Source organism: Pseudomonas sp. BIOMIG1BAC, from assembly GCF_001705995.2.
Lineage (GTDB): Bacteria > Pseudomonadota > Gammaproteobacteria > Pseudomonadales > Pseudomonadaceae > Aquipseudomonas > Aquipseudomonas sessilinigenes.
In genome coordinates this window covers 7,362,983-7,380,939 of sequence record NZ_CP049045.1, presented here as the reverse complement: position 1 = coordinate 7,380,939, position 17,957 = coordinate 7,362,983, and the positions used below count along the sequence as shown (strand labels likewise).

The 17,957-nt window shown below is 62.6% G+C and carries 15 protein-coding genes and 1 riboswitch; of the genes, 5 read left to right on the top strand and 10 right to left on the bottom strand.

The genetic code is table 11. From position 1 onward, the window contains the following. Positions 1-68: 68 nt before the first annotated feature. The 4 genes from ATY02_RS34320 to ahcY all read right to left on the bottom strand — a co-directional run bounded on the left by ATY02_RS34320 (position 69) and on the right by ahcY (position 5,542). On the bottom strand, positions 69-1,937 hold the full coding sequence (locus tag ATY02_RS34320) for a DEAD/DEAH box helicase (protein ID WP_068576716.1): 1,869 nt from the start codon (positions 1,935-1,937) through the stop codon (positions 69-71). A 224-nt stretch (positions 1,938-2,161) separates the two neighbouring features. Continuing rightward, positions 2,162-2,977 carry a substrate-binding periplasmic protein gene (locus ATY02_RS34315; RefSeq protein ID WP_068576718.1) on the bottom strand — a complete coding sequence of 272 codons (816 nt, stop codon included), beginning with the start codon at positions 2,975-2,977 and terminating at the stop codon, positions 2,162-2,164. A gap of 120 nt (positions 2,978-3,097) precedes the next feature. Further along, the gene (metF, locus tag ATY02_RS34310; RefSeq protein ID WP_068576719.1) at positions 3,098-3,943 is read right to left on the bottom strand and encodes a methylenetetrahydrofolate reductase [NAD(P)H]; all 846 of its coding nucleotides are present in this window, start codon (positions 3,941-3,943) and stop codon (positions 3,098-3,100) included. 189 nt (positions 3,944-4,132) lie between these two features. Further along, on the bottom strand, positions 4,133-5,542 hold the full coding sequence (gene ahcY / locus ATY02_RS34305) for an adenosylhomocysteinase (RefSeq protein ID WP_068576721.1): 1,410 nt from the start codon (positions 5,540-5,542) through the stop codon (positions 4,133-4,135). A gap of 21 nt (positions 5,543-5,563) precedes the next feature. Continuing rightward, positions 5,564-5,670: riboswitch (S-adenosyl-L-homocysteine riboswitch) on the bottom strand. A gap of 199 nt (positions 5,671-5,869) precedes the next feature. On the opposite strand from ahcY, the gene ATY02_RS34300 reads away from it, so the two are divergent. Then, complete coding sequence (locus ATY02_RS34300; protein ID WP_068576722.1) at positions 5,870-6,274, top strand: acyl-CoA thioesterase; 405 nt, start codon at positions 5,870-5,872, stop codon at positions 6,272-6,274. 54 nt (positions 6,275-6,328) lie between these two features. Here the strand turns inward: ATY02_RS34300 and ATY02_RS34295 are convergent, their stop codons facing one another. Next, positions 6,329-7,588, bottom strand: a complete 1,260-nt coding sequence (locus ATY02_RS34295) for a cation:proton antiporter (RefSeq protein ID WP_068576723.1) — start codon at positions 7,586-7,588, stop codon at positions 6,329-6,331. Positions 7,589-7,904: 316 nt separating this feature from the next. Here ATY02_RS34295 and ATY02_RS34290 point away from each other — a divergent pair, with 316 nt between their 5' ends. Both ATY02_RS34290 and ATY02_RS34285 read left to right on the top strand, forming a co-directional pair. Beyond that, positions 7,905-8,738: an EamA family transporter gene (locus tag ATY02_RS34290; RefSeq protein ID WP_068576728.1), complete on the top strand. Its 834-nt coding sequence runs from the start codon at positions 7,905-7,907 to the stop codon at positions 8,736-8,738. Positions 8,739-8,774: 36 nt separating this feature from the next. After that, positions 8,775-9,158 carry an MAPEG family protein gene (locus ATY02_RS34285; protein ID WP_068576730.1) on the top strand — a complete coding sequence of 128 codons (384 nt, stop codon included), beginning with the start codon at positions 8,775-8,777 and terminating at the stop codon, positions 9,156-9,158. A 50-nt stretch (positions 9,159-9,208) separates the two neighbouring features. Here ATY02_RS34285 and ATY02_RS34280 read toward each other — a convergent pair whose 3' ends face one another. Continuing rightward, a complete protein-coding gene (locus ATY02_RS34280; protein WP_068576732.1) occupies positions 9,209-10,393 on the bottom strand; it encodes a murein transglycosylase A in 1,185 nt (394 codons plus the stop codon). A gap of 130 nt (positions 10,394-10,523) precedes the next feature. Here ATY02_RS34280 and ATY02_RS34275 point away from each other — a divergent pair, with 130 nt between their 5' ends. Then, positions 10,524-10,973: a c-type cytochrome gene (locus tag ATY02_RS34275; RefSeq protein ID WP_068576734.1), complete on the top strand. Its 450-nt coding sequence runs from the start codon at positions 10,524-10,526 to the stop codon at positions 10,971-10,973. Between the two features lie 70 nt (positions 10,974-11,043). On the opposite strand, the gene ATY02_RS34270 is transcribed toward ATY02_RS34275, so the two are convergent. From ATY02_RS34270 to ATY02_RS34255, 4 genes are all read right to left on the bottom strand, one after another. Then, a complete protein-coding gene (locus tag ATY02_RS34270) occupies positions 11,044-11,439 on the bottom strand; it encodes a DUF1090 domain-containing protein (RefSeq protein ID WP_068576736.1) in 396 nt (131 codons plus the stop codon). A gap of 118 nt (positions 11,440-11,557) precedes the next feature. Then, a complete protein-coding gene (gene ligB / locus ATY02_RS34265; protein WP_068576738.1) occupies positions 11,558-13,225 on the bottom strand; it encodes an NAD-dependent DNA ligase LigB in 1,668 nt (555 codons plus the stop codon). 220 nt (positions 13,226-13,445) lie between these two features. Continuing rightward, complete coding sequence (gene metK, locus ATY02_RS34260) at positions 13,446-14,636, bottom strand: methionine adenosyltransferase (protein WP_068576739.1); 1,191 nt, start codon at positions 14,634-14,636, stop codon at positions 13,446-13,448. 18 nt (positions 14,637-14,654) lie between these two features. Beyond that, complete coding sequence (locus ATY02_RS34255) at positions 14,655-15,650, bottom strand: ArsR/SmtB family transcription factor (RefSeq protein WP_068576741.1); 996 nt, start codon at positions 15,648-15,650, stop codon at positions 14,655-14,657. Positions 15,651-15,910: 260 nt separating this feature from the next. Between ATY02_RS34255 and tkt the strand changes: the two genes are divergently transcribed. Next, the gene (tkt, locus tag ATY02_RS34250; protein WP_068576743.1) at positions 15,911-17,908 is read left to right on the top strand and encodes a transketolase; all 1,998 of its coding nucleotides are present in this window, start codon (positions 15,911-15,913) and stop codon (positions 17,906-17,908) included. Positions 17,909-17,957: the final 49 nt, after the last annotated feature.

Sequence of the window (17,957 nt, the reverse complement as noted above, 5' to 3'; positions counted from 1 at the left end):
TAGTTTCCCGTACACCAGCAAAAACGCCCCGGATCTCACGAACCGGGGCGTTTTGCATTGCAGCTCGCTTAGCGGTTACGCGTCAGCAGCGCTGGTTTTTCGCCCCGTGGGCGGCTTGGCAGCTGGTCGAGCTGTTCAGGCGTCGGGAAGCGATCGACCTTGGACTCCTTGTGCATGATCTTCGGCTGGACGCTCCGAGGGTTCTGCACCGCTGGCTCCTGGCGGCCCTGGTCGTCACGGCCACGACGGTTACGCGATTCGTCGCGACGGCCTTGGCCATCACGGGAAGCGCCACTGCGCGGGCCGTTGCGTTTGGCCGGCGTGCCGCCGTTGCTGTTGCTGGCACTACCACCGCCACCACCATTGCGCGGGTTGCCACTGCGACCCTGGCCACCACCACGGGGGGCATTGCCTCCGGCGCCCTGGCCCTGGCTCGGGGCACCGGGACGACGGCCGCGGCCTTGCTGGTTGCCCTTGTTCTGGTAGGGGCTGACGTAGTCGGCGCGGTTGCCGAAGTTGTCCACGTCGTCGTCGAGGAATTCGTCCGGTGCCCGGTCAGGGCGAGGAGTCGGCTGGCGCTGCTCGCGCGAAGCGGCATTCTCGCGAGGCTTCTGCTCGCGGGGCTGGCGTTCTCCGCGGGCTGGTTTGTCTTTACCGCCCTTGTCCTTGCCCTTGTCCTTGCGGCCACCGCCGCCACCGTTCGGGTTATCGCCGCGAGGGGCGCGGGCGCTGCGCGAATTACGGGTGTCCGGACGCTCGCGCACTTCCGGCTTCTCGGCTTCCACCGCGCTGGCATCGAAGCCCATCAGGTCGCCGTCGGCGATCTTCTGCTTGGTCATGCGCTCGATGCTCTTGAGCAGCTTCTCTTCGTCCGGGGCCACCAGCGAGATGGCTTCGCCCGAACGACCGGCCCGGCCAGTACGGCCGATGCGGTGGACGTAGTCTTCATCGACGTTGGGCAGTTCGAAGTTGACCACGTGGGGCAGTTGGTCGATATCCAGGCCGCGGGCGGCGATATCGGTGGCCACCAGGATCCGCACTTCGCCGGCCTTGAAGTCGGCCAGGGCCTTGGTGCGGGCGTTCTGGCTCTTGTTGCCGTGGATCGCCATGGCGCTCAGGCCATGCTTGTCCAGGTACTCGGCCAGGCGGTTGGCGCCGTGCTTGGTACGGGTGAACACCAGGACCTGTTCCCAGGCACCAGCGGTGATCAGGTGTGCCAGCAGTGCCCGCTTGTGGCTGGCCGGCAAACGGAAGACCCGCTGCTCGATCCGCTCGACCGTGGTGTTCGGCGGCGTGACTTCGATCCGCTCCGGGTCATGCAGCAGCTTGCTGGCCAGGTCCGTGATGTCCTTGGAGAAGGTCGCGGAGAACAGCAGGTTCTGGCGCTTGGCCGGGAGGCGGGCAAGGACCTTCTTGACGTCATGGACGAAGCCCATGTCGAGCATGCGGTCGGCTTCGTCCAGGACCAGGATTTCCACGTGGGACAGGTCGATGCTGCCCTGGCCTGCCAGGTCCAGCAGGCGGCCGGGGCACGCCACCAGCACGTCGACGCCACGGGCCATGGCCTGGACCTGCGGGTTCATGCCGACACCACCAAAGATGCAGGCACTGACGAACTTCAGGTCGCGGGCGTACAGCTTGAAGCTGTCATGCACCTGCGCGGCCAGTTCGCGGGTCGGGGTCAGGACCAGGACGCGGGGTTGGCGTGGGCCATGGCGCTGGGATTTGTCCGGATGACCGTTGGGAAACAGCCGCTCCAGGATCGGGAGGGCGAAACCGCCGGTTTTACCAGTACCTGTCTGTGCCGCAACCATCAGATCGCGACCTTGCAACACGGCGGGAATGGCCCGCTGTTGCACCGGAGTAGGCTGGGTATAGCCGGCTGCTTCGATAGCGCCGACTAAAGCCTCGGAGAGACCGAGGGAAGCAAAGGACATGAGTAATCCTGTTTTAGTGAGGGCTTGGCCCAAAGGGATAATCTTGCCTGGCGCGAATGGCGTTCAAGAGGACGCAATCCCGTCCGGTCCTGCTGGCCTGAAGAGCCATCCACCAAAGGCTCGCGCGGGGCCGGCTGGCTGCGCCGTAGCGTGGTGGAGATGCCTTGAACAGGGTCCAGCGTCCGGGCGTGAGCCTGGCGGGAGGCCGGAGTATAGCAGAGCATTTAGTGTCCGCTGCTTTCCTGCTGCTCAACGGTTTTTCCCGACTCGCGAGTCGAAGACGATCTGACCGGTGGCAAGACGGGTTCCGCCCCGTACTTGGCTCTCAATTCAGCGTAGGCCGGTTCGCGCTTGAACCGCTTGAGTTCGGCGCCAAAGCGTTGCACCAGCAGATCCATGCCAGCGTTGCGGCGTACGGCCAGGTATTGGTTCTGACGGCTGATGACCAGCGGATTCTGGCTGATCTGGTCGCGGATGCCCAGGGTGTCCAATAGGTGTTGGCCAACCCGTCGGTCGGTGATCAGCAGGTCGATCCGTCCCAGCAGCAACTTGCCGAAGTTGGCCTCGTGGGTCGGTGCAGGTTCACGATTGAACAGGGTGGAGTTGCTGAAGTCGTCGCTGTACAGGTAGCCGGGCGAGGTGCCGATGGTCAGGCCTTTGAGTTCCTTGAGTTGCTTGAACGGATGCGGATACCGGTTGGCGTAGAACATCACGAATTCGACTTCGGACAGCGCTTCGCTGGGGTAGAGCAGGGTGCTGTCGCGCTGGTCGCTGTGGAAAATGTCCAGGGCGCCGTCGGCCTGGCCGGTCTCCAGCATCGCCAGGCAGCGTTTCCAGGGCAGGAACTGCCATTCCACCTCGATGCCCAGGCGCTGGAAGACAATGGCGGTGGTTTCGTAGTCCAGCCCCAGGGTCTTGCCGTTTTCCTCATAGACATAAGGGGCCCAGGGTTCGGTGACGATGCGCAGCTTCTCGCCATGGGCGGTAAGGCTCAGGCAAGCGCAGAGTAGGGCTGTCAGCAATTGGGCGATAACGGACATTGCTGGAGAGTACGCCGAGAGATCATGCAAATGCTAGGGGCGGTTCCAGGCGCTCTAGAGCAGGCCTGGCACCAATGAAAAGGCCCCTGTTCACACTGGGGCCTCATCGGGTATTGCGGGTCAGCGTGGCAGCTTCAGGTTGTTCCAGATCGCCAGGCTCGGATCAGCCTGGTTCAGGGTGTAGAAGTGCAACCCTGGTGCGCCACCTTGCAGCAGGCGCTCGCACATTTCGCTGATGGCTTGCTCGCCAAACGCCTGGATGCTGGCGCTGTCGTCACCGTAGGCCTCCAGTTGCTTGCGGATCCAGCGGGGGATCTCGGCGCCGCAGGCGTCGGAGAAACGCGCTAGCTTGCTGTAGTTGGTGATCGGCATGATGCCCGGCACGATCGGGATGTTAACCCCCATCTTCTGTACACGATCGACGAAGTAGAAGTAGCTGTCGGCGTTGAAGAAGTACTGGGTGATCGCGCTGTCGGCACCGGCGTTGGCCTTGCGCACGAAATTTTGCAGGTCGTCCTCGAAATTGCGGGCCTGCGGGTGCATTTCCGGGTACGCCGCGACTTCGATATGGAAGTGACTGCCGGTCTCTTCGCGAATGAACGCCACCAGGTCGTTGGCGTGGCGCAGCTCGCCGCTGGCCATGCCCATGCCCGAAGGCAGGTCGCCGCGCAGGGCGACGATGCGCTTGATGCCGGCCGCCTGGTATTGCTGCAGCAGGCCGCGCAGGTCGTCCTTGCTGTCGCCGACACAGGACAGGTGTGGTGCCGAGGGGACTTTTACTTCGCTCTCCAGCTGCAGCACGGTATTGACCGTACGATCGCGAGTCGAGCCGCCGGCACCGTAGGTGCAGGAGAAGAAGTCAGGATTGCAGCTGGCCAGCTGGCGGGCAGTGGCGAGCAGTTTTTCATGTCCAGCATCGGTCTTGGTGGGGAAGAACTCGAAGCTGTAGCGACGGTCTTGGGACATGGAGGGAACCTCCAGCTACAAGCTGCAAGCTGCGAGCGGCAAGAGAAGCGGAGGTGCGCTCGTCTCTTGTGCCTGGAGCCTGGAGCCTGACACTGTTTTGGCAAATTGGGGCGAAGCCGCGGGCTTCGTGCGGCAAGGTCGGCTTTTGGCCTTTACTTGCCGCTTGAAGCTCAAAGCTTGCAGCTGCTCTTAGTACCGGTAAGCGTGCGGCTTGAACGGGCCTTCGACGGTTACGCCGATGTAGTCGGCCTGTTGCTTGGTCAGCTGAGTGACCACGCCACCGAAGCCGCGAACCATTTCCAGGGCCACTTCTTCGTCGAGCTTCTTGGGCAGCACTTCAACAGTCAGGCGCTCGGCTTTCTGGGCTGGCGACAGGTCGGCGTACTTCTGGCCGAACAGGAAGATCTGGGCCAGGACCTGGTTGGCGAACGAACCGTCCATGATGCGGCTTGGGTGGCCGGTGGCGTTACCCAGGTTCACCAGGCGACCTTCGGCCAGCAGGATCAGGTAGTCATCGTTCTGTGGGTCGAAATCGCCGTGGCCGGTACGGTGGATCTTGTGTACCTGCGGCTTCACTTCTTCCCATGCCCAGTTCTTGCGCATGAAAGCGGTGTCGATCTCGTTGTCGAAGTGACCGATGTTGCAGACCACGGCGCGCTTCTTCAGGGCCTTGAGCATGTTCGCGTCGCAAACATTGACGTTACCGGTGGTGGTCACGATCAGGTCGATCTTGCCCAGCAGGTCTTTGTTGATGCTCGCTTCGGTACCGTTGTTGATACCGTCGATGAACGGCGAGACCAGCTCGAAACCGTCCATACAGGCTTGCATGGCGCAGATCGGGTCGACTTCGGTGACCTTGACGATCATGCCTTCCTGGCGCAGGGACTGGGCCGAGCCTTTGCCCACGTCACCGTAGCCGATCACCAGGGCTTGCTTGCCGGACAGCAGGTGGTCGGTACCACGCTTGATGGCGTCGTTCAGGCTGTGACGGCAGCCGTACTTGTTGTCGTTCTTGCTCTTGGTCACCGAGTCGTTGACGTTGATCGCAGGAACCTTCAGCTCGCCCTTGGCCAGCATGTCCAGCAGGCGGTGCACGCCGGTGGTGGTTTCTTCGGTCACGCCGTGGACGCGTTCCAGGACGGCAGGGTATTTCTTGTGCAGCAGCTCGGTCAGGTCGCCGCCGTCGTCGAGGATCATGTTGGCGTCCCAAGGCTTGCCGTCCTTGAGGATGGTCTGCTCCAGGCACCACTCGTACTCTTGCTCGGTCTCGCCTTTCCAGGCGAAGACCGGGATACCGGCGGCGGCGATGGAGGCAGCGGCCTGGTCCTGGGTCGAGAAGATGTTGCAGGACGACCAGCGAACCTCGGCACCCAGGGCAACCAGGGTCTCGATCAGCACGGCGGTCTGGATAGTCATGTGGATGCAGCCGAGGATTTTCGCACCCTTGAGCGGCTGTTCAGCCAGGTACTTGCGACGCAGACCCATCAGGGCCGGCATTTCCGACTCGGCGATGATGGTTTCGCGGCGGCCCCAGGCAGCCAGGGAAATGTCGGCGACTTTGTAATCGGTAAAATCTGCAGGCGTGTTGACAGCGCTCATGAAGAGCCTCCATTCGTAATGTGCGAATGGGCGCCGTTGTGCGTTTAGTGTCCGTACGGGAAGTCCCGTGCCGACAACGCCCCATCCGAGCCTGACAGGCCGAGCCTGCTGCAGCGCCCCTCGGACAGGTGGCGGGAAAACGGTATCAAGGGTAGATGACCGTTTCGAAACGGTGGCGATTATAGCTGGCTGGGCCAGACTTCCCAAAGTGTTTCTGCGGCCTGGATGAAGTTCCTCAATCGAGACCATAGTCGAGGTTGCATAGAGCACGGCTGCCCGGTCTGCCATCATGCCGGGCATCAAATGGCAGGACGGTCAGGAGTGAACATGAATTTCCACACCCGCAAGTGGGTAAAACCCGAAGACCTCAACCCCAACGGCACGCTGTTCGGCGGCAGCCTGCTGCGCTGGATCGACGAAGAGGCGGCGATCTACGCCATCGTCCAGCTGGGCAACCAGCGCGTGGTCACCAAGTACATTTCGGAAATCAACTTCGTCAGCGCCTCGCGCCAGGGCGACATCATCGAACTGGGCATCACCGCCACCGAGTTCGGCCGGACCTCCATCACCCTGACGTGCGAAGTGCGCAACAAGATCACCCGCAAGTCGATCCTCACGGTGGAGAAAATGGTCTTCGTCAACCTGGGGGAAGATGGTTTGCCGGCGCCCCATGGTCGTACCGAGATCAAGTACGTCAAAGACCAGTTCAAGGACGACGCCCCCGTCGCCTGACGCCTCTTGCCCATGCGCAGCGGACCCGCTCGCCCGCTACGCATGGACCGTCGGTCAGTGGGTTTCGGCCTGTGCCTTCGGCGCGTCGCTGGTGACATGGCGTACCAGCTTGCCGATGGTCAGGCCCTGCAGCAGGATCGACGACAGCACCACGATGTAGGTGATGCTCAGCACCAAATCGCGCTCCGGGCCGGCAGGCAATGCCAGGGCCAGGGCCACCGAGACGCCGCCGCGCAGGCCACCCCAGGTCAGCACGCGGATGGTGCCGCGGGGCACGCTGCGCCAGCGGCGCAACAGCAGGATCGCCGGGGCCACGGTAAGCAGGCGCGAGGCGATGATGGCCACTGCCAGCAGGCTGGCAGCCGCCAGGTGCAGCCAGTTGAATGGCAGCAGCAACAGTTCAAGGCCGATCAGTGCGAACAACAATGCATTGAGCATGTCGTCCAGCAATTCCCAGAAACCATCCAGGTAGCGCCGGGTCATGTCGTTCATCGCCAGGTTGCGTCCCAGGTTGCCGATGATCAGGCCGGCTACCACCATCGCGATGGGCGCCGAGACATGGATCTCGCTGGCCATGGCCGACCCACCGATCACCAGGGCCAGGGTCAGCATCACCTCGATCTGGTGCTGCTCGATGCTCTTGATCATCAGGTACACCAGGTAGCCGATCAGGCCGCCGAACAGTACGCCGCCAATGGCTTCATGCACGAACAACCAGGCGGTGGCGCCTACGGTGGGGGTTTCGCCCAGTTGCGCGATGCCCAGCAGCACGGTGAAGACCACCACCGCCGTACCGTCGTTGAACAGCGATTCGCCAACGATGGTGGTCTTCAGCGGCTTGGAAGCGTTAGCGGTACGCAGTACCCCAAGGACCGCGATCGGGTCGGTGGGGGAAATCAGCGCGCCGAACAGCAGGCAGTAGAGGAAACTCACGTGCCAGCCGAACAGGCCGAAGACCCAGTAGGCCAGGCTGCCGATGACGAACGTGGCGATCAGCACCCCGACAGTCGCCAGCAGGCCGATGGGCCAGCGATAGCTGCGCAGGTCGTTGAGGTTGACGTGCAAGGCGCCGGCGAACAGCAGGAACGACAGCATCCAGTTCATCAGCAGGTCGCCGAAGTCGATCTTGCCGATCAACTCCTCGATGTGTTCCTCGAGGCCGGGATAGCCAAGGAAGGTCAGGCCCTGCAATAGCAGGGAAAAAAGTAGTGCGGTGACCATTACGCCGATGGTCGGCGGCAGGCCGATAAAGCGGAAATTGACGTACGTCAGCAGCGTCGTCAGGCAGATGAAGGCAGCGACAAGTTCAAGCATCCGGACTCCTTTGGATGATCACAGGAAAAACAGCCTGAAGTCTTTCAGGCCAAGGGTTTGATGTCCCGGTGCCTGAGAGGGGCACAGTTGGCTGCGGCGAGAAGGTCTCGCTACAAGGCATTGGCGTTCAATCGACACATTGACCGCAGCCAGGCCGCGACGTTGCAGGTGCGTCAAGAAAAGTCGCGGCACAAGGCCATGCTGACGAACCTGGCAGTAGCGTTGCCAAAAGAACAATAGTCCGTGCACCCGGGTCCGGGGGCATGCGAGGATCCCAGGCTTTCGGTGATCGCGCCCAGGACAGATAGGGAGTGGGGTGTTGGCGACGACTCTGGTCTTGATAGCAGCATTGCTGCATGCCACATGGAACACCCTGATCAAGTTCAGTGGTGAGCGTGTGCTGGTGGTGGCCTGCATGGATTGCGTGGCGCTGCTGTTCGTGGCGGTCATGGTGCTGTTCATGCAGTGGCCGCCCATGGAGATCTGGCCCTGGATCCTGGCTTCCGCAGCCTTCGAGCTCCTATATCGCTATCTGTTGATCCAGGCGTACCGAGTAGGCGACCTGGGCCTGGTCTATCCGCTGATGCGCGGGCTTTCACCCTTGGTGGTGCTGGCGCTGACCCTGGTTTTTGCCGGCGAGGAACTGAGCACCCAGCAGATACTCGGCATCCTGTTGATTCCCTTCGGCATGCTTTGCCTGCTCTGGCAGGGTGGTGGCGGTGCACGCTTGCCGTGGAGCATGTTGCCGGTGGTGGCGCTGATTGGCCTGTGTATCGGTTGCTACACCTATATCGACGGCCAGGCCCTGCGTCGCTGGTCCCGTCCGCTGGATTACCTGGCCTGGGTCACGCTGCTCAGTGCCTGGCCTTTTCCCCTGGTGGCGGTGGTCTGGAAGCGTCCGGCCTTTGTCCTGTTCTGGCGTGAGCAATGGCGGCTGGGGCTGAGCGTCGGCCTCTGTGTGCTATTGAGCTACGCTCTGGTGCTTTGGGCCATGCAGTTGGGCTCCATTGCCGAAGCCGCTGCGTTGCGTGAGGTCAGTGTGATTTTGGTGGTGCTGTTCGGCATGCGCTACCTGAAGGAACCCTTCGGCCGGCCCAGGCTATTGGCTTGTGGCCTGGTGCTGATCGGCATGTTGGTGATGAAGCTGTAGACACTTCCTAAAAAACTCTAAAAAAGGATTTGCGCAATGACTGTCGCGTTCTGGTGTGTATTGATCGCCATTTTCCTGCCTTACCTGGGGACGGCCGTCGCCAAGGGTACTGGCCGTTATGGACTGCGGGACAACCATGACCCCCGTGACTTCCTGGACGGCCTGGAAGGCGTCGCAAGGCGTGCGAATGCCGCGCAGCTCAACAGCTTCGAGGTGACTCCGGCGTTTGCTGCCGCAGTACTCGTGGCCCATGTGGCGGGCAATGCCCAGCTGGTGACGATCAACGTGCTGGCGGTGCTGTTCATCACCAGTCGCCTGCTGTACATCATCTGCTACCTGGCAGACTGGGCCGTGCTGCGTTCCCTGGTGTGGTTCGTGGGCATGGGGCTGATCGCCAGCTTCTTCTTCGTCTCGGTGTGAGTCAGGTCCGGCCTGCCGATCGCGTTGTCGGCAGGCCGGTTATCCTGGCGTCATGGAGCGTTGGCGACTTCCGGTACCTGGGGCAGCGGCATGCCCTTGGGCCAGAGCATCCAGATCTGGCCTGGCTGCTTCATGTCGCCGGCCAGTTGCCCGGCCGCATCGCCGGTGCCCCAGAACAGGTCGGCGCGCACCTCGCCGGTGATCGCACCGCCGGTGTCCTGGGCGGCTACCGGGCGTACCAGGCTACTGCCGTCGGGGCGGGTGGTGGACAGCCACAACAGGCTGCCCAGGGGAATCACCTTGCGGTCCACGGCGACGCTGTAGCCCGAGGTCAGGGGGACGTTCAGCGACCCCCGTGGCCCCTCGTTGCTGTCCGGGTTGCGGTTGAAGAACACATAGCTCGGGTTGCTCCCCAGCAACTCGGGAATCCGTGCCGGATGGGCCTTGGCCCAGGCGGCGATGGTGCCCATGGTCACGTCTTCTTTCTTCAGCTCGCCCTGGTCCACCAGCCAGCGACCGATCGGGCGGTAGGGGTGGCCGTTCTGGTCGGCATAGCCGATCCGCAGCTGGCGACCGTCAGCCAGCTGGATGCGCCCGGAGCCCTGGACTTGCAGGAACTGCAGGTCCATGGGGTCGGTCAGCCAAGCGATGACCGGTGCCTTGACGCCCTTGCTCTCGATGCTCGCGGCATCGTCATAGGGCTTGAGTACCCGACCTTCGAGACGACCGCGCAGGCGCTTGCCCTTGAGTTCGGGGTAGATGCTGTCCAGGGCAACGACGATCATGTCGTCCGGCACGCCATAGACCGGCACGTTGGCCACCTGGGTCTGGGTCAGGCTGCCGGGATACACCGGCTCGTAATAGCCGGTGATCAAGCCTGTGGTGCTCCCGCTTCCGGAGCGCAGGCCGTAGATCTGCAGGTGCTCCTTGAGAAAGCTACGGATCGCTTCTGGGGTCTGCGCTACGTTGGTCGCTGCGGCGCAGGTCGCGCCCCAGACCTGATCGGCCTTGAGCCGGGTGCAGGCGCTGCGCCAGGAACCGAAGCCGGCCAGCAGGTCGTTGTCGGCAACCTCCGGCAGTGATTCCCAGGGCGCGCTGTTATAGGTTGCCAGTGCATGGGTCTGCGGTTGCGCCGGTGGCTGGTCGCTGCCGCCACCATTGCACCCGGCAAGCAGCGCCAGGGCCGGAATGGTCCAGAGCCAGTGGCGGCGCCAGTGGGAAAAGCTCGGGTTCATGCTGTGTTTCCTTCGGGGAAAGGCCCACGCCTGTGGCGGGGGACAAACCATATTGTTAATAGGGCTATTGGTCTTTATCCGGGAGGCGAGGATACTGGCCGCCGTTCCCGTGACCTGACCTGAAGCCACCATGACGTTAAAAAGACTCTCTGTTGTATTGCTGGCCTGCCTGACGCTTTCCGCCTGTGGCGGTGTCGATCCCAACTCCCCCTTGGGTCAGCGCAAGGCAATCTTCAAGCAGATGCTCAAGACCGGCGAGGACCTGGGAGGCATGCTCCGCGGGCGCATTGCATTCGATGGTGCGCGTTTCGCCGAGGGTGCCGTGAAGCTGGACAGCCTGTCCCATGAGCCCTGGAAGCATTTCCCTGCGGTCAAGGAAGAGGACCACACCAGCGCTACTGATGATGTCTGGCGTCGGCAGGCACGGTTCCAGGAATTGGCCCGCACCCTGGAGGCGGCCACCGGTGAGCTGGTGACGGTCAGCCAGGTCCAGCCCTACAAGGCCAGCAACCTGGGGCCGGCAGTACAGAAGGTCGAGGATGCCTGCAGTGCCTGTCATAAGGAGTTCCGCAATCACTGACCGCAGGTCTCGGTGCAAGGACCGCGATGGGGCCTTGCACTGGCAGCCTGCGTGGCCACGATCAACTCGATTACTTGTCCAGTTCCTCCAGGGCTTGCTGCAGTTCCTTGCGTGACTCGGCGAGCTTGTCCTTGCGCTTGTTGATCTTCTCCGAGTCGCCTTTCTTCATGGCCTTTTCCAGGTCTGCCTGACGTCGGCTGACTTCGTGCTTGGCATCCAGGACCTTGTTTTCCCGTTCTTTTTTCAGCGAGGCATCGGTGCAGTGGGTCGTGACCTCGTCCAGGGCACGCTCCAGGCCAGCCTGCTGCTCGCTATTGCCGTGGGCCTTGGCCTGTTCGATCTGGGCCGAAATGGCCTGGCGCTTGGCCGCGCAGCCGGTCAACTCCGGGGTTTGCTCCGCAGCCAGCAAGGGGGCGCTCATCAGGCAGAACAAGCTCAAGGCGGCAAGCGATGAGAAAACTTTCATTGAAGGCTCCAGGTAAAGATGATCAAAAAGTAACCAATTGAAAATACTGGGTTCATGCCGGAATGAGTTGTTGGAGCTCATTCCTGGCTGGGCGGTTCAACAGGCCCGGGATGACAGGTTAAAAACCTTCGACTCCTGCAGTGTTCAGTACGGCACGCAAGGCCAGCACGTGAGGGGCGCGAAAGAACGCCTCCAGCTGTGCGGCCCGATGTGCGCCAACCATGGCTTCGCCTTGCCAATCCTGGCGACTCTTGAGCGCCAGTTCCGACCATGGGCGACTCAGGTCGGCGGAGCCGCTGGGCGGTAGGCCCAGGGCCTTCAACCAGCGGGCGAAGGGTCTTTGTCTTGCGCTGGCCAGGCTTTCGAGCAGGCGAGTGCCACTGCGTTCACCGAAGCCGGCCATGTTAACAAGCTCTGCCTGATCGAGGGTCAACCAATCCAGCAGGCCCTTGATACGTCCTGTTTCCACGAGCCTGGCCCAGGTCTGTTCGCTGATATTGGGCAAATCAAGGCCATGCTTGCCGCTGAGCCAGCCTAGGCGCGCCAGGAACTGGCTCTCGCAGCCGGCAGAGGGATGCCAGCAGCTCAAGGCATGGAAGTCTTCCTGGGCGGGGGCCTGGACCGCCTGGCGCTGCGTGCTTCTGAGCATCACGGCGTCCAGTCGCGGGATGGTCAGCCCAGCGAGACTGATCGCGACCTGATCGCCAGGCGCGATGTCCAGGGTGCGCCAGCGTTGCAGCGAACCTACGCTGACCCGGCGGATCTGCCGGTCATCCAGGGTCACCGGTTCGATCTCCAGTACCGGGGTAATGCGCCCGGTACGGCCAATCCTGAATTGCACCTGGCGCACGCTGGCCAGCGCTTGGGCATAGGGGTATTTCCAGGCGGCGATCCAATGAGGTGCCCGAGGCTGCCAGCGCTCGGCTGGCGGGCGCCGGCTCTGGCGCAGGATGATGCCGTCGCTGGCGAAGGGAAGGGGTGAGCGGTACCAATGCTCGCGCCACTGTCGGGCCTCGTCGAATCCGTCGATGGGCTGGCTGTACTTGCGCCCTTCGGGAAACCCCAGGCTTGCCAGGCGCTCCAGGCGCTCTTCCTGGGTATCGGGGCCTTGTGGCCAATCCCAGACGAACAGGCCGACTTGTGCCGCCTCCGCGCTCGACAGGTGCTTGCGTGCCATCCAGCCCGCTATCTGGCTGCGTGCGTTGCGGCTCCCGCTGCGTTCTTGCACATGATCATCCAGGCGCTGATACAGCTCTGCCTGCAGGACCAGGTCCCGGGGGGCGGGCAAGCGTTGGGGAATGGCCGGGATCCGTCGTGCCGCAGTGCTCCAGTCGTGGCCGTAGAGGCCATCGCCCCGGCTCAGCATCTGCTGGAGCCGGCCTTGGCGGTAGATCAGGGTCACGGCGACACCGTCGATCTTCGGTTGTACCCAGACATCCTTGCGTGGCTTGAGCCAGAGCTGCACGGCATTGGCGTCGGGTAGCTTTTCCACCCCGGTATGGGCAATGGGATGGGCCATGCTGCCCCGGGCGCTGGCCAGGGGCGACTCCTGGGTCAGGGGCATGCCTGGGAAGCAGCGCCGCAAGGCCTCCAGGCGCTGGCGTGATTGGTCGTACAGCTCGTCGGCTACCAACGACAGGCCATCACGGTGATAGCTGATATCCCAATGCTGGAGCTGCTGGCGCAGGGCCGCTATTTCCCGCTCAGCCTGCGGTACTGGCCAATCAGGGCAGCGGGCCTGGGCCAGTGTCGATAGGAAGATCAGCAGCAGGAGTATGGTCGGCATGGCGAGCGTCCTTGCCCGGAGTGGTCATGCCTGAAGGTTAGGTGGCTGCGCAAAGGGCATCGCCAGCAGGTGTTTGCGGGGTGTTTCATCACTCTGGTGCGAGAGGGTTTTGCCCAGGTGGTCCCGTATTGGCCGGGGTTTCAAAGCCGATAGGGAAATCTGTGGCAACAAAAAGCCCCGCCGGGCGAGCCGGGCGGGGCTTGGGTGTCGCGTTGGGAGATTACAGGCCGGCTGCGGCGCGCAGGGCCTCGGCGCGGTCGGTCTTTTCCCAGGTGAAGGTGGTGAAGGTGTCTTCGCCCACGGTCTTGGTCTGCGGAGCGCGGCCGAAGTGACCGTAGGCTGCAGTCTCCTGGTACATCGGGTGCAGCAGGTCGAGCATGGTGGTGATCGCGTAAGGACGCAGGTCGAAGTGCTCGCGTACCAGCTTGATGATCTTGTCATCGCTGATCTTGCCGGTGCCGAAGGTGTTCAGCGAGATCGAAGTCGGCTGGGCGACGCCGATGGCGTAGGACACCTGGATCTCGCAACGCTCGGCCAGGCCGGCAGCGACGATGTTCTTGGCCACGTAGCGACCGGCATAGGCTGCCGAACGGTCGACCTTGGATGGGTCCTTGCCGGAGAACGCGCCACCGCCGTGACGGGCCATGCCGCCGTAGCTGTCGACGATGATCTTGCGGCCGGTCAGGCCGCAGTCGCCCACTGGGCCACCGATGATGAACTGGCCGGTCGGGTTGATGTGGAACTGGGTGTCCTTGTGCAGCAGCTCGGCTGGCAGCACGTGCTTGACGATCAGTTCCATGACGCCTTCGCGCAGGTCGCTATAGGAAACTTCCGGGTTGTGCTGGGTCGACAGCACGACCGCGTCGATGCCCACCACGATGCCGTTTTCATAGCGGCAGGTGACCTGGGACTTGGCGTCCGGACGCAGCCATGGCAGCAGGCCCGACTTGCGAGCGTCGGCCTGGCGTTGCACCAGCTGGTGGGAGAAAGCGATCGGTGCTGGCATCAGCGCCGCGGTTTCATTGCTGGCATAGCCGAACATCAGGCCCTGGTCGCCAGCGCCCTGGTCTTCAGGCTTGGCGCGATCGACCCCCTGGTTGATGTCGGGGGACTGCTTGCCAATGATGTTCATCACACCGCAAGTGGCGCCGTCGAAGCCGACATCGGAGCTGGTGTAGCCGATGTCGCAGATGACGTCGCGAACGATCTGCTCCAGGTCGACCCAGGCACTGGTGGTGACTTCACCCGCGACGATGGCGACGCCGGTCTTGACCAGGGTCTCGACCGCTACACGGGCGTGCTTGTCCTGGGCAATGATGGCGTCCAGTACCGCATCGGAAATCTGGTCGGCGATTTTATCCGGATGCCCTTCGGACACGGACTCGGAGGTGAAAAGGGAGTATTCGCTCATCTCGACGGTTTCCTAAATTTACCGATGGTGAGTGTTGCCAGCCGGTCGCTGAAAATGACGGACCTGGATCTGGAAACCATTACGTAAGCCCACATAGAGGCTGTCCCCGGGAGTCAGTCCCGCAGCGGTGGCCCAACGGGCCAGATCATCTTGTTCGAACCCTAGCCAGAGATCACCACAGGCCTCTCTGGCCCAACTCTGATTGTGGCTGCACAAGTCTGTTACCAGCAGGCTGCCGCCTGCTTGCAGCAATTGCGCCATCTGCTTGAGGGCTTCGGCTGGCGCGGCGAAGTGGTGCAGGACCATGTTCAGCACGACGCAGTCGGCCTTGAGCTGCACACCCTTCAATGCATCGGCCAATTGCAGATTGACGTTAGCCAGTGTTTCGCGTTCGCACAGCTGGCGTGCCAGTTCCAGCATCGCCGGGCTGTTGTCCAGGGCAGTCACCTGGGCAAAGCGCCGAGCCAGGTCGGGGAGGAAGCCGCCGTCGCCGGGGCCGACCTCGATGGCCGTGGCCGAGGGCTTGAAGCCCAGTTTGTCCAGCAAGGCCAGGACGCTCTCGCGATACTGGGGCAGTCCCGCGATCAGGTCCTGCTGGGCGCGGAATTTCTCCGCTACCCGGGAAAAGAAATCTTCACTGGCGGCGGCCCGCTGCCCATGCACCAGGCCGATCCGTGACTGGACGTCGGTCGGTAGCGCCAATTGGTCGACTTCATCCAACAGCGCTGAATGCAGCCTGCCACCCAGCAGTTCGGTGTGGGGCAGGGCACGGCGATAGAAAATCGCATTGCCTTCGCGGCGGGTGGCCACCAGGCCGGCCTGGGCCAGGACCTTCAGGTGATGGCTCATGCCCGACTGGCCGGTGGCGAAAATCTGCGCCAGTTCCAGCACGCCGAATGAATCGTTGCTCAGGGCACGCAATACATTGAGACGTAAGGGATCGCCGCCAGCCTTGCACAAGGCTGCCAGGTCATCGCAATCGTCTTGGCCAATGGAGGGTGCGTGCAGGTTCATGGAAACGCAGTCTAGTGATGCCCGAAACAGCCTGCAAGGCCAATATCAAAAAGTTTTGATATTGCAGCGCTCGGTGCCCATGCCAGAGCAGCGGGACACTTTTATAGGCCGTGCTGTCAGGGTTTGGCCGGTCGCTGGCGCCAATGTCCGTGGGAAAAACGCTGCTGAGTGACTATCTGTGATTGCCCCCGCCTGGCGCCTGAGGGAAAATGCAGGCCTTTTTTCCGTTTTGTTTTCACTCAATCTCCAGGAGATCAGCGATGCCAAGCCGTCGTGAGCGTGCCAACGCCATTCGTGCCCTCAGCATGGATGCCGTGCAAAAAGCCAACAGCGGCCATCCAGGTGCCCCCATGGGCATGGCGGATATCGCCGAAGTACTTTGGCGTGACTACCTCAAGCACAACCCGAGCAATCCATCCTTTGCCGACCGCGACCGTTTCGTACTGTCCAATGGCCACGGCTCGATGTTGATCTACTCGCTGCTGCACCTGACCGGCTACGATCTTTCGATCGATGACCTGAAGAATTTCCGCCAACTGCACAGCCGTACCCCGGGCCACCCGGAATTCGGCTACACCCCGGGCGTGGAAACCACTACCGGACCGCTGGGCCAGGGCCTGGCCAATGCCGTGGGCTTCGCCCTGGCGGAAAAAGTCCTGGCGGCGCAGTTCAACCGCCCTGGCCACAACATCGTCGACCACCACACCTATGTGTTCCTGGGTGATGGCTGCATGATGGAAGGCATTTCCCACGAAGTCGCTTCCCTGGCCGGCACCCTGGGCCTGGGCAAGCTGATCGCCTTCTACGATGACAACGGTATTTCCATCGACGGCGAAGTCGAAGGCTGGTTCACCGACGACACCCCCAAGCGCTTCGAAGCCTACAACTGGCAGGTGATCCGCAACGTCGATGGCCACGATCCGGAAGAGATCAAGACCGCCATCGAGACTGCACGCAAGAGCCCGCTGCCAACCCTGATCTGCTGCAAGACCACCATCGGTTTCGGCTCGCCGAACAAGCAAGGCAAGGAAGACTGCCACGGCGCGCCACTGGGCGCCGAGGAAATCGCCCTGACCCGCGAAGCCCTGAAGTGGAACCACGGTCCGTTCGAAATCCCTGCCGACATCTATGCCGAGTGGGACGCCAAGGAAACCGGTCGCGCTGTCGAAGCCGAGTGGGACCAGCGTTTCGCTGCCTACTCCGCCGCGTTCCCGACCGAAGCCAACGAGCTGATCCGTCGCCTGAGCGGCGAGCTGCCGGCCGACTTCTCCGAGAAGGCCGATGCCTACATCGCTGAAGTCGCGGCCAAAGGCGAAACCATCGCCAGCCGTAAAGCCAGCCAGAACGCCCTGAACGCGTTCGGCCCGCTGCTGCCGGAAGTGCTGGGCGGTTCGGCTGACCTGGCCGGTTCCAACCTGACCTTGTGGAAAGGCTGCAAAGGCGTCAGCGCCGAAGACGCCAGCGGCAACTACATGTACTACGGCGTGCGCGAATTCGGCATGACCGCCATCATGAACGGCGTGGCCCTGCACGGCGGCCTGGTGCCTTACGGCGCGACCTTCCTGATGTTCATGGAGTACGCCCGCAACGCGGTGCGCATGTCGGCGCTGATGAAGCAACGCGTCATCCACGTCTACACCCACGACTCCATCGGCCTGGGCGAAGACGGCCCGACCCACCAGCCGATCGAGCAGCTGACCAGCCTGCGCAGCACCCCGAACCTCGATACCTGGCGTCCAGCCGACGCCGTGGAATCGGCGGTGTCCTGGAAGTACGCACTGGAGCGCAAGGACGGCCCATCGGCGCTGATCTTCTCTCGCCAGAACCTGCAGCACCAGGCTCGTGACAATGCCCAGATCGCTGCCATCAGCCGCGGTGGCTACGTGTTGAAGGACTGCGCAGGCGAGCCTGAACTGATCCTGATCGCCACGGGTTCGGAAGTGGGCCTGGCGGTACAAGCCTTCGACAAGCTGACCGAGCAAGGCCGCAAGGTGCGCGTGGTGTCCATGCCATGCTCCAGCGTGTTCGACGCCCAGGACGCCGGCTACAAGCAATCGGTACTGCCGTTGCAGGTCGGTGCGCGGATCGCCATCGAAGCCGCCCATGCCGACTTCTGGTACAAGTACGTGGGCCTGGAAGGCCGCGTGATCGGCATGACCACCTATGGTGAGTCGGCCCCTGCGCCTGCGCTGTTCGAAGAGTTCGGCTTCACCCTGGAAAACATCCTGGGCCAGGCTGAAGAGCTGCTGGAAGACTAAGTCCGCTGGTTGCGTTGTCTGCTGTTCTTCTCGGGCAAGCCCCGCTCCT

What these genes read in the sequence shown, in the direction of transcription:
- ATY02_RS34300 (WP_068576722.1), top strand. Translation starts at nt 5,870, where the DNA reads ATGAATTTCCACACCCGCAAGTGGGTAAAACCCGAAGACCTCAACCCC.
- ATY02_RS34320 (WP_068576716.1), bottom strand. Translation starts at nt 1,937, where the DNA reads ATGTCCTTTGCTTCCCTCGGTCTCTCCGAGGCTTTAGTCGGCGCTATC.
- ATY02_RS34295 (WP_068576723.1), bottom strand. Translation starts at nt 7,588, where the DNA reads ATGCTTGAACTTGTCGCTGCCTTCATCTGCCTGACGACGCTGCTGACG.
- metK (WP_068576739.1), bottom strand. Translation starts at nt 14,636, where the DNA reads ATGAGCGAATACTCCCTTTTCACCTCCGAGTCCGTGTCCGAAGGGCAT.
- ahcY (WP_068576721.1), bottom strand. Translation starts at nt 5,542, where the DNA reads ATGAGCGCTGTCAACACGCCTGCAGATTTTACCGATTACAAAGTCGCC.
- tkt (WP_068576743.1), top strand. Translation starts at nt 15,911, where the DNA reads ATGCCAAGCCGTCGTGAGCGTGCCAACGCCATTCGTGCCCTCAGCATG.
- ligB (WP_068576738.1), bottom strand. Translation starts at nt 13,225, where the DNA reads ATGCCGACCATACTCCTGCTGCTGATCTTCCTATCGACACTGGCCCAG.
- ATY02_RS34270 (WP_068576736.1), bottom strand. Translation starts at nt 11,439, where the DNA reads ATGAAAGTTTTCTCATCGCTTGCCGCCTTGAGCTTGTTCTGCCTGATG.
- ATY02_RS34285 (WP_068576730.1), top strand. Translation starts at nt 8,775, where the DNA reads ATGACTGTCGCGTTCTGGTGTGTATTGATCGCCATTTTCCTGCCTTAC.
- ATY02_RS34315 (WP_068576718.1), bottom strand. Translation starts at nt 2,977, where the DNA reads ATGTCCGTTATCGCCCAATTGCTGACAGCCCTACTCTGCGCTTGCCTG.
- ATY02_RS34255 (WP_068576741.1), bottom strand. Translation starts at nt 15,650, where the DNA reads ATGAACCTGCACGCACCCTCCATTGGCCAAGACGATTGCGATGACCTG.
- ATY02_RS34275 (WP_068576734.1), top strand. Translation starts at nt 10,524, where the DNA reads ATGACGTTAAAAAGACTCTCTGTTGTATTGCTGGCCTGCCTGACGCTT.
- ATY02_RS34280 (WP_068576732.1), bottom strand. Translation starts at nt 10,393, where the DNA reads ATGAACCCGAGCTTTTCCCACTGGCGCCGCCACTGGCTCTGGACCATT.
- metF (WP_068576719.1), bottom strand. Translation starts at nt 3,943, where the DNA reads ATGTCCCAAGACCGTCGCTACAGCTTCGAGTTCTTCCCCACCAAGACC.